This is a genomic window from Propionivibrio soli, from assembly GCF_025770765.1.
Taxonomy (GTDB): domain Bacteria; phylum Pseudomonadota; class Gammaproteobacteria; order Burkholderiales; family Rhodocyclaceae; genus Propionivibrio; species Propionivibrio soli.
This window is the reverse complement of record NZ_JANZKY010000001.1, coordinates 307,892-322,128: the sequence shown is the minus strand read 5'-3', so window position 1 is coordinate 322,128 and position 14,237 is coordinate 307,892. Positions and strand designations below refer to the sequence as shown.

Annotated in this window: 11 protein-coding genes and 1 riboswitch; of the genes, 6 read left to right on the top strand and 5 right to left on the bottom strand. The window is 60.9% G+C overall.

What is annotated here, in order from left to right:
• The first annotated feature begins 181 nt into the window (after positions 1-181).
• Both NZ453_RS01420 and NZ453_RS01415 read left to right on the top strand, forming a co-directional pair.
• On the top strand, positions 182-988 hold the full coding sequence (locus NZ453_RS01420; protein WP_263768486.1) for a VWA domain-containing protein: 807 nt from the start codon (positions 182-184) through the stop codon (positions 986-988).
• Between the two features lie 157 nt (positions 989-1,145).
• Positions 1,146-1,505: a hypothetical protein gene (locus tag NZ453_RS01415; RefSeq protein ID WP_263768485.1), complete on the top strand. Its 360-nt coding sequence runs from the start codon at positions 1,146-1,148 to the stop codon at positions 1,503-1,505.
• Between the two features lie 92 nt (positions 1,506-1,597).
• Here NZ453_RS01415 and thiC read toward each other — a convergent pair whose 3' ends face one another.
• Entirely contained in the window at positions 1,598-3,514 is a 1,917-nt protein-coding gene (thiC, locus tag NZ453_RS01410; RefSeq protein ID WP_263768484.1) for a phosphomethylpyrimidine synthase ThiC, read from the bottom strand.
• Between the two features lie 84 nt (positions 3,515-3,598).
• Positions 3,599-3,693: riboswitch (TPP riboswitch) on the bottom strand.
• A 155-nt stretch (positions 3,694-3,848) separates the two neighbouring features.
• Between thiC and NZ453_RS01405 the strand changes: the two genes are divergently transcribed.
• Complete coding sequence (locus NZ453_RS01405; RefSeq protein WP_263768483.1) at positions 3,849-5,219, top strand: carbonic anhydrase; 1,371 nt, start codon at positions 3,849-3,851, stop codon at positions 5,217-5,219.
• Here the strand turns inward: NZ453_RS01405 and NZ453_RS01400 are convergent.
• The gene (locus NZ453_RS01400) at positions 5,203-6,672 is read right to left on the bottom strand and encodes an aminotransferase-like domain-containing protein (protein ID WP_263768482.1); all 1,470 of its coding nucleotides are present in this window, start codon (positions 6,670-6,672) and stop codon (positions 5,203-5,205) included. The two genes, NZ453_RS01405 and NZ453_RS01400, sit on opposite strands and share 17 nt — an antisense overlap.
• A gap of 152 nt (positions 6,673-6,824) precedes the next feature.
• Here NZ453_RS01400 and NZ453_RS01395 point away from each other — a divergent pair, with 152 nt between their 5' ends.
• Entirely contained in the window at positions 6,825-7,298 is a 474-nt protein-coding gene (locus NZ453_RS01395; RefSeq protein ID WP_263768481.1) for a hypothetical protein, read from the top strand.
• Between the two features lie 283 nt (positions 7,299-7,581).
• Here NZ453_RS01395 and NZ453_RS01390 read toward each other — a convergent pair whose 3' ends face one another.
• From NZ453_RS01390 to NZ453_RS01380, 3 genes are all read right to left on the bottom strand, one after another.
• Entirely contained in the window at positions 7,582-9,468 is a 1,887-nt protein-coding gene (locus NZ453_RS01390) for a methyl-accepting chemotaxis protein (RefSeq protein ID WP_263768480.1), read from the bottom strand.
• Positions 9,469-10,022: 554 nt separating this feature from the next.
• The gene (locus tag NZ453_RS01385) at positions 10,023-10,931 is read right to left on the bottom strand and encodes a DUF4392 domain-containing protein (protein ID WP_263768479.1); all 909 of its coding nucleotides are present in this window, start codon (positions 10,929-10,931) and stop codon (positions 10,023-10,025) included.
• Positions 10,928-11,707: a putative hydro-lyase gene (locus NZ453_RS01380; protein WP_263768478.1), complete on the bottom strand. Its 780-nt coding sequence runs from the start codon at positions 11,705-11,707 to the stop codon at positions 10,928-10,930. Before NZ453_RS01380 ends, NZ453_RS01385 begins: the two co-directional genes overlap by 4 nt.
• 267 nt (positions 11,708-11,974) lie before the next feature.
• Between NZ453_RS01380 and NZ453_RS01375 the strand changes: the two genes are divergently transcribed.
• Both NZ453_RS01375 and NZ453_RS01370 read left to right on the top strand, forming a co-directional pair.
• Positions 11,975-12,955, top strand: coding sequence for a TAXI family TRAP transporter solute-binding subunit (locus NZ453_RS01375; RefSeq protein WP_263768477.1), 981 nt, complete (start codon positions 11,975-11,977; stop codon positions 12,953-12,955).
• Positions 12,956-13,216: 261 nt separating this feature from the next.
• A complete protein-coding gene (locus NZ453_RS01370) occupies positions 13,217-14,188 on the top strand; it encodes a TAXI family TRAP transporter solute-binding subunit (protein WP_263768476.1) in 972 nt (323 codons plus the stop codon).
• The last annotated feature ends 49 nt before the right edge of the window (positions 14,189-14,237 follow it).

Below are 14,237 nucleotides of genomic sequence, written 5' to 3'. Positions count from 1 at the left end.
TACACTGCTGTCGGAAACGGCAACTCGCTTTTTCCCCTTTGCACGTTTAATTAACGCGTTAGCACATCTGGTGCAGGACATGCTTCAAGTTGTATTCCGAAGCCCGACGTGTCGGAGCCTTGCCGAAACAGCTCCCGCTCGCCACGTCGCTTCTCCTGTCACCTGATGCAAGGGGAACGAGATGATCAAATCGTTGAACAGAGCCTTCGCCCGATTCATTGTTTGCGTCGCCGTGACGGCGACCTCGTTCGGTGCCTGGGCGGCGCCGATGTTCCAGCTCGGTTTTGCCCTAGACGGTTCGGGGAGCGTCGGCACGACAAGCTACAACCTTCTTCGGTCCGGTCTCAATGCTGCATTGGCCGCGATTCCTGCCGATGGGACGATCGAGATCACCGTTGTGAAATTCGGTACGACGGCGTCAACCGTCGTTGCGCCGACGGTACTCACGGCCGCGTCGCTGTCTACGATTCAGAGCGCGATCTCTTCCCATGCCAAAGCAGGCGGGTCGACGAACACCTCGGGGGCCATCAATCTGTTGAGTTCATTGATGACCGGATCGTCGTTCTTCTCGAACCCTGGCGTTACCTCGCTGATCAACATGGCGACCGATGGCCAGCCGACGGCAGGCGGAGTCGATCCGCAAGCCGCCGCCGTTGCTGCTGCAGTCGCCGCCGCCGCGGCCGGGATCGACGCTATGTCGATCGAGGCCATCGGCTCCGGGTTGTCGAGTGACTCTGCGCTGAACAACATGGCCGCGATCGCATTTCCGGGTCCGGTGACCATTCTCCCCGTCAATTCGACGACTATCCCCAATCCGCTGGGCGGAAGCTTTGTCGTCCCGGTGAGTGACTACGCCACACTGGCCCCGGTGCTGCGTGCAAAAGTGATTGCTTCCGTCGGACCCACTCCGATCCCTGAACCTGCTACCTTGCTTCTCGTTGCCATTGGCTTGGCGGCGCTTGGGTTGGTGCAGCGTCGGCGCGCCTGATCTGCCTGATCTTGGCCGGCCGGCAATCGGCGATGATGGTTTATGAGACAGGGCGAAGAAGTGCCCTGTCTCTTGTTTTCTGCTCTCTCATATTGAACCGTGGCTGGCATCGTCGGTCTTCGTCTCATGATTTATCAACCGTGAAGTGGAACCGATCTTGAAGGCACTTCAGATGCGGATTGGTCGGTATGCCTGTCTCATGACCGTGCTTGCAGGCGGCGTATTGAGCGACGGGATTCATGCTGCCGAACCGGTGTGCAGCATGAAAACCCGCAGTGAGGCTGTCGTCCTCATGCATTGCCCGATTCCGCTCGCGGAGAATGCGTGGGTTGAGGCAGCTCAACGCGCTTGCGGCACCCAGCCAAACTGCAATGTCTGGATTTGGGATGACGTTGCCCGAATGCCGAACGAAGCCCCGAAAACCGACGCCGACATTGCCCGCGATCAGGCGGCGGCGGCTTCCGCCGTCTGGGTGAATGAATCGAAGACGCTGATGCGCTTGAAGAAGGTGCGCTGAGGATGTCACGACCCTTGAGGCGGCCGGTCGGTCGCCAAAAGAAAACGGTTACCGATTCCCTCGGTAACCGTCACGGCACGAAATAAGGTGCGCTAGAGCTTCCGATAAACCTCCGCCCCGCTCTTCACGAACTCAACGGCTTTCGTCTCCATTCCTTTTTCCAGCGCCGTCTTCTCGTCGAGCCCCTGTTGTGCAGCGAAGTCGCGCACGTCCTGCGTGATCTTCATCGAACAGAAGTGCGGGCCGCACATCGAGCAGAAGTGGGCGACCTTGGCCGATTCCTTGGGCAGCGTCTCGTCGTGGAAATCCCGTGCTTTGTCCGGGTCGAGACCGATGTTGAACTGGTCTTCCCAGCGGAACTCGAAGCGCGCCTTGCTCATCGCGTTGTCGCGGATCTGTGCGCCGGGGTGGCCTTTGGCGAGATCGGCGGCATGGGCGGCAAGCTTGTAAGTGATGATCCCTTCCTTGACGTCGTCCTTGTCCGGCAAGCCGAGGTGTTCCTTGGGTGTGACGTAGCAGAGCATGGCGGTGCCGTACCAGCCGATCATCGCGGCGCCGATGCCGCTGGTGATGTGGTCGTAGCCAGGGGCGATGTCGGTGGTCAGCGGGCCGAGGGTGTAGAACGGGGCTTCCTTGCAATACTTCAATTGCAGGTCCATGTTCTCCTTGATCATGTGCATCGGCACATGGCCCGGCCCCTCGATGAACACCTGGCAGTCGTGCTTCCAGGCGATGTCGGTGAGTTCGCCGAGCGTTTCCAGTTCGCTCAGTTGCGCCTCGTCGTTGGCGTCGTAGATCGAACCGGGGCGCAGGCCGTCGCCAAGCGAGAAGCCGACGTCATAGGCTTTCATGATCTCACACATCTCTTCGAAGTGCGTGTACAGGAAGCTCTCCTTGTGATGCGCGAGGCACCACTTGGCCATAATCGAGCCGCCGCGCGAGACGATGCCGGTCAGTCGGCTGGCCGTCATCGGCACGTAGCGCAAGAGTACGCCGGCATGGATGGTGAAGTAGTCGACACCTTGCTCGGCCTGCTCGATCAGCGTGTCGCGGAAAATTTCCCAGGTCAGTTCCTCGGCCTTGCCGTTCACTTTTTCCAGCGCCTGATAGATCGGCACGGTTCCGATCGGCACCGGGCTGTTGCGGATGATCCATTCGCGCGTCTCATGGATGTTCTTGCCGGTCGAGAGATCCATCACCGTGTCGCCGCCCCAACGGATCGACCAGGTCATTTTCTCGACTTCCTCCTGAATGGAAGATCCGAGTGCCGAGTTGCCGATGTTGGCGTTGATCTTGGTCAGAAAGTTGCGGCCGATGATCATCGGCTCGGCTTCGGGGTGATTGATGTTGGCCGGAATGACGGCGCGGCCGCGGGCCACCTCACTGCGCACGAATTCGGGTGTGATCTCCTCCGGAATATTGGCGCCGAAGCTCTGACCGGCGTGCTGCCGCGCCATCAGTTCCGCTAAGCGCAGTCCCTGCGGGCCGCTCGTTTTTAGCGACTCGATATAGGCACGCCGGTTGTTGTTCTCGCGAATCGCGATGAATTCCATCTCCGGTGTGATGATGCCCTGACGGGCGTAGTGCAACTGCGTGACGTTGCGACCGGGCTTGGCACGCCTGGGCTTGCGGTGCAGCCCGGGGAAGCGCAGTTCGTCGAGCGATTTATCGGCGGCGCGTTGACGGCCGTACTCGGATGTCAGGTCGGCAAGTTCCTCGGTATCGCCGCGCTCGGCGATCCAGGCCGCGCGCAAAGCCGCCAGACCGTGGCGCACATCAATCTTGGCCTCCGGATCGGAGTAAGGGCCTGAGCAGTCGTAAACGTAGATGGGCGGATTTCTCTCGCCTCCGAAGCCCGTCGGCGTATCGGCCTGAGCAATCTCACGCATCGGCACGCGGAGGTCGGGACGGCTGCCTTGCACGTAGATCTTGCGCGAGTTGGGTAGCGGCTTGACGGCGGCGGCGTCGACGTGAGCGTCGGCGGCGACGAATTTTTCGGTGGCGTTCATGGCATTTCCTTGCGTGAGCCCGCCGGTCGGAGCGGCGGTTAAACAGGACAATGCGGGCAAGAGACGGCGAGGAGGCGCGATGAGCGGTGCGGCGTTTCGCTTCCCTACGACGGCATTACCCGTACAGGTTCAAAGGGACTATCTCAGCTGCCCGGCGGGCAGCACCCCTAACGAGAGCGATCAAGTTACTGTAATCGACCGCGTAGCGCAAGGCTCGTTCCCCGCACCGGCAGAGGCCTCGAACGGAAATACGGCTAAAGTATTGGGCACGGTGTCCGTCAAACAGAAGATGAAGCAAAGAAGACCAAATCTGCAGAAGAATGGGCGGGGGAGAGTGCGTCGCGCGCTTGGCGCCTTCACGCTCGTCGCGGCGCCGATGTTTGCTTATGCTGCGTGGCAGACCGTCATCTCGGAACCCGGCAGGCGCGTTGAAATCGACCGGGCAACCGTTGTCGCAGGTGCCGACGGGCAGGCGACCGCGCGGGGACGGATTGTCCTCGAAAAGCCGATCGTCGATCCCAAGACTTCGGCTTCATATCGGATTATTGAAGTCGAGAGCCGCTACGACTGCAACGAACGAACGTATGCGACCCTGAAGCGGACCTATTTCAAGGAAGAGGGCGAAATCCTGCGCCAGGAAGAAGTGCGCAGCCCGTTCGACATGCCGGTGCGCAGCGGCACACCCGATGACCGTCTGCTACGTGAAGCGTGCCGACTCCGCGTGGCCGGCGTGAGCGCGCCGGAAAAGTCCCCGAGCGCGGCAGCGCCTGAGGCCCCACCCAGCCAACCGAGCCCGCCCAGCCCGCCGATCGCACTCGCGGCGCCGACCGGCTCGGGGAACAAGACAATCGAAAAAGCCAACGCGGCGGCATCTGAACTCCGCAAGATCAACGAAGCGCTCGTCGCTCAGGCCGTCGCTCGCGATGCGAAACAGCAGCAGACGCATGCCGCGGAAAGGGCGCGCATCGCTCTCGCGGGAGGCGAGCCGAGGGCGGGCCGCGCGTCGGCGAGTTCGGTCGTGCCTCCGTCCGCCGTTTCCTGGGCCTATGCCGGTACCGGTGGACCGGAGAACTGGGCGCGCCTGAAGTCCGACTACGCACTCTGCGGCTCGGGACGACGCCAGTCGCCGATCGACGTCCGCGATGGCATCGCCGTTGATCTAGAACCAATCCAGTTCGATTACCGGCCGGCTCCTTTCCGTGTGGTGGATAACGGCCGGGGCCTGCACGTGACTGTGTACGGAGGCGGCTTCAACCTGCTCGGCAAGAAATACGAACTGCAGAGAATTCAATTCCACCGCCCAGCCGAAATCACCATTGCCGGCAAGACGTTCGAGATGGATGCGCAACTCGTGCACAAGACCGACGATGGGAAACTGGCGGTCGTCACCGTCCTCTTCGAACCGGGCAGCGAAAATCCCGTGGTGCAGACGGCGCTCAACAACCTGCCTCTGGAGAAGGGCGGCGAGGTGCAGCCACCGGCGCTGAGCGTGGACGCCACGCGCTTGCTGCCCGATGACCGACGCTATTACACCTTTATGGGGTCGCTGACGACACCGCCGTGCAATGAAGACGTTCTGTGGATCGTTCTGAAGAAGCCGCAGGCGATATCGGCCGACCAGGTCGGCATCTTCGCTCGCCTCTACCCGCCCAACGCCCGACCGACCCAGCCCGCGTGGGGCCGCATCGTCAAGGAATCGAGGTAGCGGCCTTCCGCCCGCTCGGCGATTCCTTGCGCGTCAGCGCTTCCCGGTATTTGTCTTTTCCCAATGTTTCGCCGAAGAAGCGCTCGAGCCGCGGATCGGCCGCATGCGCTACGTTGAAACGCATCCACGGCGAGGGCTGCATTTGCGGTCGGAAGATGTTTCCGGGCGCGAGCATGATGTCCGATTGCGAAGCGAGTTCTGCCAAATGCACCGAATCGGGAATTCCGGGCACCTCTGCCCATACGAACATCCCGCCTTCCGGTTCCGCGTACACCTTCATGCCCGAACGTTCGAGCATGCGTAGCGTCTTGGATGTCGCGTCCGCAAGTCGTCCCCGCGTCCGCTCGGTAAATTTGCGGTAGTGGCCCTCGGTAAGCATCAGATAGACCAAGTGCTCAGCGAACTCCGAGGTCGAAAGGCAACTCACGATCTTTACATCCATCAACTCGTTGGCGAGGTCCGGATTGGCGGCGAGGTATCCGACGCGCAGACTGGCCGACAGCGTTTTCGAGAAGCTGCCGACGTAAACCACCCGCTGCAACTGGTCGAGTTCGGCGAGCAGCGTCGTCGTTCCGGGGTGGAATTCGGCGTAGATATCGTCTTCGACGATAATGAAGTTGTGCTTTTCCGCGAGCTGCAAAAGGCGGAACGCGGTCGCCGGTGTCAGGTTGCACGCCGTCGGGTTGTGCAAAACGGACTGTGTGAAGAAGACCTTCGGCCGGTGTTCGCTTAGCAACTTTTCGAGCGCAATGACATCCGGGCCGTCCGGCGTGCGCGGTACACCAATGAGGTTGATCCCATATAGCCGCAGGTTGGAAAACAGGTTCCAATACCCGGGGTCGTCGACGAGTGCGCAATCACCTGCTTTCAGCAGGTAACGGGCGAGCAAATCGAGTGCGTGCGTCGCGCCTGTGGTGAGCACGATCTGTGACGGGTCGGCCGCAATGCCCATCTCCCCCAGAATCACCTGGAGTTGTTCACGCAGGGGACGGAAACCTTGGGCGGTTCCGTAGCCGACGACCGTGCTGTCGTCGGCGCGAACAAGGGTCCGTATGTTGCGCCGTATCCCCGCTTCATCGAACCAGTCGGTGGGTAGCCATCCCGCACCGACCTTCAGCCTCGTTGCTTCGCCGTCCAGGCACTGATACAGCACGCCGGCGTTGTCGAATGCGCGCTCAATCTCACCCCGCCGAGGTTCCACCGGGCTCGCGTTTGTCCGCGGCGCGACGTAGAACCCCGATCCGCGCCGCGATTGCACGTAGCCAAGGGCGACCAGTCGGTCGTAGGCCTCGACTACCGTAAAGCGGCTGACTTCGTGGCTTTCCGCAAAACGACGAATGGGGGGAAGGCGCATCCCGGCGCGTAGCATGCGGTCGTCGATCAGTGTGCGTACGCCGACGACGATCTGGTCGACGAGCGGCAGGCTGGAGTGAGCGTTCAGGCTGAGTTGCATGGCGAGTGTCCCGTCGTGAAAGCCGGAACTGTGTCGGTCGCTTGGCCGGTACAGTGTCTCTATCCGAATCAAAAATTGTACATGGAGACGGTGAAAATTGTCCGGTATTGTTCAGTTACAGTCAATCAGGTCTAGGGATCTGAAGGGAGGTTATGATGCTCAACCGCTATATCAGCCGATACTTACTAGCGCTCTTTGTCTTGCTTGCCCTTAGTGCATGCAAACCGATCGACGACGGGCTTCCCCGGCAACTAATGACCGAATGGTCCGAGAAACACCTCATTTTTGTGGCCGACGGCCGGATGGGGAAAGTGCGCTCGTACTTCCTTGGCAACGGTGCTCCGGTGCTGTTTGCGCAGACCCGCGGTGTTCGTCGTACCAGCGTTCGTGATCTGCAGTTGGACGCCAACTTGGGGCAGCTCTGGGTTTTGGGCGATGACGGCGTGTCGCTGCATGATGCGAAGACGCTCTCGTTGCGTAAGTATTTCCCGGTCGAAGCAACGGATGCTGCCACGCTGAGCATCAACGGCGACCGTATTGTGCTGCTCGACCAAGCAGGTGATGAAGTGGGGCGGATCGACGGCCGTACGACGGTAGCGGTTGCACTCCCGACAAGGGCTTACTGAATCCCAGCCTAAATTCCCCTCGCTGGCGCGCGACTCGACTCTGTTGCGCGCCAGCTCTTGTCATCGTGTTTCGCGTCGAGCGACGACTCGGAGGCGCGGGCGACTGGCTTGCTCCTCGACGCGCAGCACGGTGCGCGTTGCCGATATCGCCATTATCGTTCTTGCTTCCTGGCGGTTCGTCTTTCCCGAAAAGGTGTGGCCGCGATCTAGGACCGTCTTGCTTTCAATACCTGAAGTAAGGGCGCGCCAGGGAATGTGAAGCCAAGGCGCGCCTAAACTCCACCTAGAGGCGGAAATTGCTGAACAGGCCGCGCAAGGACAACGCCAACTCGTTGAGCCGACGAACCTCCTCAGCAGCGCGTTGCAAGGCCGCGTCCGAATGCAGCGTCTGATTGGTGATTTTTTCCGCCGCTTGGGCCATCGCCGTCGTCGCGCTGTGCTGCTCCTTGGTGGACAAGGCAATCTCGTCGATCTTGGCGGTAACCACGTTGATGTTCTCGCGGATCGCGGTGATCTTGTCCGCCGTTTCGTTCGAATGCTGTGCGCCGCTACGCACGGCGGTCAGCGTACTTTGCATGCTCTCGACCGCCTTGCGCGTTTCGCCGTCCACTCCCTCGATCATTCCGGTGATCTGCACCGTGGCTTGGCTGGTGCGCTCCGCCAGCTTGCGTACCTCATCGGCGACCACCGCGAAACCTCGGCCTTGCTCGCCGGCACGAGCGGCTTCGATCGCCGCGTTGAGCGCGAGCAAGTTCGTTTGATCGGCGATTTCCTTGATGACGCGGATGATGCCGCTGATCTCTTGGGCGCGGACGCTGAGACCGTCGAGCATCGCCGACAACTCCTCGACTTCTTGCGCTGACCGGCTCGTTTCTCCGGCGACATCACGAATCGCCGACACCGATTCCAGCGATAGATTGTCGGTGTCCTTCGCCAATCTGTCGGCATCGTGCGAATTGTCGGCAATGTGCGAGATGCTGACGGTGATTTCCTCGATCGCCGCGGCATTCTCGGCGGTGAGTTCGGCCAGCCGTTGCGAATCGCTCGACAAGGTTTCGACGGCCCCGTGGATGTCCTTCACCCCGGCGGTCAGGCGGACGGATTCCTGGTCGATGCGCACAAACATGGAGCGGATCTGTTCAAGGAAGCGGTTGAACGCTTCGGCTGTTTCTGCCACTTCGTCGTTGCCCGCAATCTCGATCTTGCGTGTCAGGTCGCCGCCACCGCCGGCAATTTCCACCATTTTGTCGTGGATCTGCCGAATGCTGGCCAACATGCGACCGACGAGAGCACCGGTCAGCGGAATAACGACAGCGAGAATAACGGCGAGGACCACGACGGCTTGCCATAGCAGGGCGCTCAGGGGGGCCAAGGCGGCATTCTTGTCTACGGCGAGCACGAGGAAGAGGTCGGCGCCTTCGATGGCATGCACGAAGATGTACTTGCTCGTATTGTCGAGCGTAATTTCGTGCAAGTCGCCGCTCTTCGCGTACTCGGCCAACGATTCCGGTTTCAGTTCGGGCGCGAGTTCGCCAGCAGGCTTGGTGACCCGGGCAGCGTCGCGATGCACGAGAACCTGCCCGTCCTTACCGATGAGCATGGCGTAGCCGTCTCCGACGAGCTTGATGCCGAGCACGTTGGCGACGATGTCGTCGAGCAATACGTCGGTACCCAGAACGCCCAGAAAGGTCCCATTCTTGGTCGCCGGCGCGACGAAAGAGATCACCAGCTTCTTTGTCGACAGGTCGATGTACGGGGCGGTCATCACCGTCCCGGAGGCGTTCACGTTCTCCTTGTACCAGGGGCGTTGCGTCGGGTCATACCCGGCGGGCAACTGCATGTCGTGGTCCTGAATCATCTTCTTGTCCGGGGTTCCGAGGTAGGCCGCCTGGAACTTGCCGGATTTCGCCGTCTGCACGACGCCAGGCAGCGGATCATCCGCCGTCTGAACCGCCTGTACCCCGGCGGTGACGATCGCCTTGCGCGTCGAGATCCATTCCTTAATCAGTGCGCTGACACCGACGGCGGTACCGCTCGCTTCGTTACGGATGCCGGTATGTATAAGTTGGCTACGCATCTGCACATAACTGCCAACCGTGATGGCCACCGTAACGATCGTCGTGATCGCTACTGTGGCGGCGGTGAGTTTCATTCGAAGCGATGTTTTCATGGTGTTTTCCCCAAGTTCTTGGTGTCAGAGCGGGCGCTTTTCTCCGCGCAGGAAAGCGTCCCGCTTTTTAGGCTGTTGATCAAACCTCGGAGCGGCTTTGCAGCTACCCTCGGGTCGCGCGATGTCGGTCTTTTGATTCTAGACCGACGTGGTGAGTAAGCAATTTCCTTACCGTTGAGCCCACGCTCCGATCTTGGCGGGCGGGAGAGAACGGTTAGCACGCCGCCGTTCATTTGAGCTGCAGCCATGCCGCGCAAGGGACGCGAACGGGCCAAGGAACGTCGGATATTCATCCAGCACCTTGCGGACGTCTGTGCTGAATAGGTATGCGCCGCATTCGTGGCTGCGCCAGCACGTTGAGGAACGCAACCCGGCTGCCACGCTTTAGCTCCTTCGTGCCCCTGATTGGTGCGGGATGTGGACCATGTTGGAAGCACTAGCCTGCTTGAATGACGGGCACCGACCCCGCTCGGCCATTGGCGACACTGATGAGATCGAGCCGCCTGCGTGCTGGTTTTTGACTGACCCGCTATCCGGTGTGGGGCGGTGCGTCTCTAGTTTGTGGAGCCGAGGGCAGTCGTGACCAATCCGTACATCTCTGCGAGGGGAGCGGCGTACTCGTTCCAACTGTGTCCGTCGACCGAAAGCGCTTGCTTCCGGGTGGCACCGTCTACGGCGCCGGTCTCGACGATGGTTTCGAGAACCTTGCGATCATGATCGGTATCGCGGATCAATTTTTTTCCCGCAAGGATCGAAAGCGCGGACGCGAGCGCGGTGGCGCCCCAATTCGAGATTCCGGCCGGTACCGGGTGGTCGGCCGCCGTTGTGCAGAAGATGAGGTCGCCGTGGAGGACACGATCCTTCAATTGCGAACGTAATGAACCGAAGCCGAGTTCGTTGCCGCCGTCCCCAACCGCGATCGTTCGGTAAGGAAGCCGGGCATCAGGAGCGTCCGGGCGCAGGAGACGGTCGGCGGCGGGCGCGATGTCGTCGAGCGTTTCTCCGCGCATCGAGTAACGATGCCCATCCGCCGCGCGGCCCGGCCGCTCGATCGCTACGACGTGGGTCAGTTCGAATTCATTGCGCAGGGCGTCAATCTGGCGGTCGGCCTGCTCCTGTTCCAGGTCGAGGACGCATAGCGGAAACGCTTCTCCAAAAAGCGGAGCTCCGGCGGCAAGAAGAGGCGCGCTGAAGCGGTCGGTGACGAGGCGAACGCCCTTGCCCAGCTGGCGCAGGGCGTCGGCGAGAACAAGCGTTCCCGGCGGTCCGTCGGTTTCGCCGATCATCGCCGCGCGCACGCAAAAACCCGTCACGAGAGCAACGCGTTCGGCGCCGAGCAATTCGAGCGTGGCGGGCAGAAGGAGTCCGTCGGGGGCAAACGTCGCCAAGCCCCGCCTACCCGGGTCGCGGCGCGCGATAGCCTCGAGGCGGTGGATGATCTCGGTTTGTTCTTCCCGGGTCACAGGCGCGCCAGATCTTCGTTCCGGATATCGGTAATGAACATGTATCCCGGCGCGTGCGTGATGACAAGTTCAGGACGGGCTTTCTGCAATGCCATTTGCGGCGTAACGCCGCAAGCCCAGAACACCGGTACTTCGCCGGGGCGAATCTCGGGCGGGTCGCCGAAGTCCGGTTTGGTAATGTCTCGAATTCCCAGTGCGGCAGGATCGCCTGCGTGGATCGGCGCTCCGTGCGCTTTGCGGTACTTCCCGGTGACCTCCGACGCCTTGGCGATCAAGTGCTCCGGAATCGGCCGCATGCTGACGACGAGCGGCCCCGAAAAAATCCCGGCCGGTCGGCAATCTCTGTTGGTGACGTACATCGGGACATTGCGGTCGAGTTCAATGTGGCGAACGGGGACGCCGTTATCGAGAAGATCCTGCTCGAAGGTGAAACTGCATCCGAGAAGAAACGTCACCATGTCGTCGGTGAAATCACTCAGGATATCGTCGCACTCACGTTCGAGTTCGCCGTGCCGATAGATGCGGTAACGGGGCACCTGCGTACGGATATCCGCCGCGGGGCCGGCAATCGGCGGCGCAACCACGCCGGCTTCGCAGACGTCGATGACCGGGCACGGCCGGTCGTTGCGCGTGCAATAGAGAAGGAAATCGAAAGCGTGTATGCGCGGCAGGATGACCACGTTCGCCTGCGTGAAGCCAGGCGCAAGGCCCGACGTCGGCTTTCTCCATTTGCCCTGCGCAATCATCGCGCGCAGTTCCGCGACGCTTTTCTCCATGGTATCTCCTGTCGTTCAAGGCGAGAGGATTTCGCCCTCACTGATTTCCTGCCTTTGCCGCCCTCATCTTACCGGAGTGACGAGCGCGGGTTGTTAATCATTGCTCGCATGAGCCCGCGGGAATCCGATTGCGCTATCCTTCACTTTTTCTCGTCGACGGGCGATGGCGTGTTCGAAGCGTTTCAGAAGAGGGCTTAGCCCCGAGTTCGGACGCCATGATTTTCCGTTTCGCGGTCGTCTCCAGGACTCGCGTGGAAGGCTTCAACGATGAACAAGTTCCGCTTGGTGGGGGTGCTTTTCTTGGGCGGCCTCGCGGCCGTACAGGTTGCTGCGGCTGAGCGAGGGCCGGTAACGATTGGTACCGGCGCGGTCACGGGGAACTACTTCGCCACCGGAACCGCGATTTGCCAGTTGCTCAACAGAATGTCGCAGGGCAAAGGCCAAGGGCGGCCATGTGCGGTGAAGAGCACGGAAGGGTCGATCGCCAACGTGAAGGCGCTCAAGGCGGGAGAACTGGAATTCGCGATCGTGCAATCGGACATCCAGTTCAACGCGGCGCGCGGCCTCGCTCAGTTCAAGGGAAAGCGAGCGGATGAACTACGGGCGGTGTTCTCGATTTACCCTGAGCCGTTGACGATACTCGCGCGCAAGGAAGCCGCCATCCGGAAGGTCGAGGACTTCCGCGGCAAACGCGTCAGCCTTGGCAGCCCCGGGTCCGGTACCCGTGCGACCATGGAGATGCTTCTTACAGCGTTGAAGGTGGACATCAAGGATTTGGCCCTCGCGGCCGAGTTCAAGCCGGACGAACACGGCGCTGCGCTGTGCGCGGGAAGGATCGACGGCTTGGCCTACGTCGTCGGTAGTCCGGTTTCGAATATCCATGACGCGGCGGACTCGTGTGGAGCGAAGCTCGTGTCCGTGACGGGGCCGGAGGTGGATAAGCTGGTGGTGAAGCACCCGTACCTCGTTTTCGCCACCATTCCGGGCGGCATGTACCCGTCCAATCCAGATCCGGTACGAACCTTCGGCGTCATGGCCGGGTTGGTGAGCTCGACGAACGTTCCTGAGCAGGTCGTTCACGATCTGGCGGCTGCCGTGTTCGAGCATTTCGAGGAGTTCAAAAAACTCCACCCGGCGTTCGCTCACCTCGAACCGATCGACATGATCAGCCATGGTCTCCCGGTGCCGCTCCACGATGGAGCCGTGCGCTACTACCGGGAAAAAGGATGGATTCGGGGCGGCGACTGACCCCGCGACTGATCCTTTTTGGTGCGTCGTCCTCGATTGGGCGCACCCCGCCCGTGCATGCTCGAGCTCTCTCGTAGCGAAATCGCACAAAGCCGATCATAGCGCGCGCGTTCGACTTTCTTTTACGCTATTCTTGTTCTGCGTTCGTTCAACGCGACAGCCTTGCGCCGGTCGCCGAATCACAAGTTGGTTTGGAAACGAGGGGGATTGTGTCCATGGTCCCCCATTCTGACTATTGGCCCATCCTTGGAGGTATCCACAATGAAAAGACTTTCCGCTATTGCAGTAGCCGTGGTGGCACTTGGTGCGACGTTCGGTAGTCCCGCCGCCGTTGCCCAGCAGAAGTTCGTCACGATCGGTACAGGCGGCGTGACCGGCGTCTACTACGCGGCCGGCGGCGCCATCTGCCGCTTGATGAACAAGGAACGCGCCAAGCACGGTATTCGCTGCTCGGTGGAGAGCACCGCCGCTTCCGTCTATAACATCAACACGATCAAAGCCGGAGAGCTCGACTTTGGCGTGGCGCAGTCCGACGTCGAATTCAACGCGGTGAAGGGATTGGCCCAGTTCAAGGAAGGTGGCCCGCATACCGACCTGCGCGCGGTCTTCTCGGTTTTCCCGGAAGCGCTGGTTGTCGTGGCGCGCAAGGAGGCCGGCGTGAAGTCCTTTGCCGACTTCAAGGGTAAGCGCTTCAACGTAGGCAACCCGGGCTCGGGGACCCGCTCGACGGTCGACATGTTGATGAACGGCATGGGAATGAAGACGAGCGATTTTTCGCTGACGTCGGAGTTGAAGCCGGACGAGCATGGTGCGGCCCTGTGCGACAACAAGATCGACGGGTTTGCCTTCGTTGTCGCCAGCCCGGCGGCCAACATCCAGGATCCGACGACGACCTGCGGCGCCAAGCTCGTTTCGATTACCGGTCCAGCGGTGGACAAACTGGTCAAGGAATACCCGTACTTTGCCTACGCCACGATTCCGGCGAATACCTACCCGAACAACCCGGAAGCAACGAAGACTTTCGGCGTCGTGGCGAGCTTCGTGACTTCGGCCAAGGTGCCGGATAACGTTGTCTACGCCATGGTTTCCGCCGTCTTCGACAACTTCGAGGAGTTCAAGAAACTGCATCCAGCGCTTGGCAATCTTGATCCGAAAGACATGATCAAGAACGGCATGACGGCGCCGCTGCATCCGGGCGCGGTGAAGTATTACAAGGAAAAGGGCTGGATGTAGATCCGTCGCGGTTCGACGAATCAATAGCGCCTATTGAGACGGCTCCGTG

What these genes read in the sequence shown, in the direction of transcription:
- NZ453_RS01420 (WP_263768486.1), top strand. Translation starts at nt 182, where the DNA reads ATGATCAAATCGTTGAACAGAGCCTTCGCCCGATTCATTGTTTGCGTC.
- thiC (WP_263768484.1), bottom strand. Translation starts at nt 3,514, where the DNA reads ATGAACGCCACCGAAAAATTCGTCGCCGCCGACGCTCACGTCGACGCC.
- NZ453_RS01400 (WP_263768482.1), bottom strand. Translation starts at nt 6,672, where the DNA reads ATGCAACTCAGCCTGAACGCTCACTCCAGCCTGCCGCTCGTCGACCAG.
- NZ453_RS01395 (WP_263768481.1), top strand. Translation starts at nt 6,825, where the DNA reads ATGATGCTCAACCGCTATATCAGCCGATACTTACTAGCGCTCTTTGTC.
- NZ453_RS01390 (WP_263768480.1), bottom strand. Translation starts at nt 9,468, where the DNA reads ATGAAAACATCGCTTCGAATGAAACTCACCGCCGCCACAGTAGCGATC.
- NZ453_RS01380 (WP_263768478.1), bottom strand. Translation starts at nt 11,707, where the DNA reads ATGGAGAAAAGCGTCGCGGAACTGCGCGCGATGATTGCGCAGGGCAAA.
- NZ453_RS01375 (WP_263768477.1), top strand. Translation starts at nt 11,975, where the DNA reads ATGAACAAGTTCCGCTTGGTGGGGGTGCTTTTCTTGGGCGGCCTCGCG.
- NZ453_RS01370 (WP_263768476.1), top strand. Translation starts at nt 13,217, where the DNA reads ATGAAAAGACTTTCCGCTATTGCAGTAGCCGTGGTGGCACTTGGTGCG.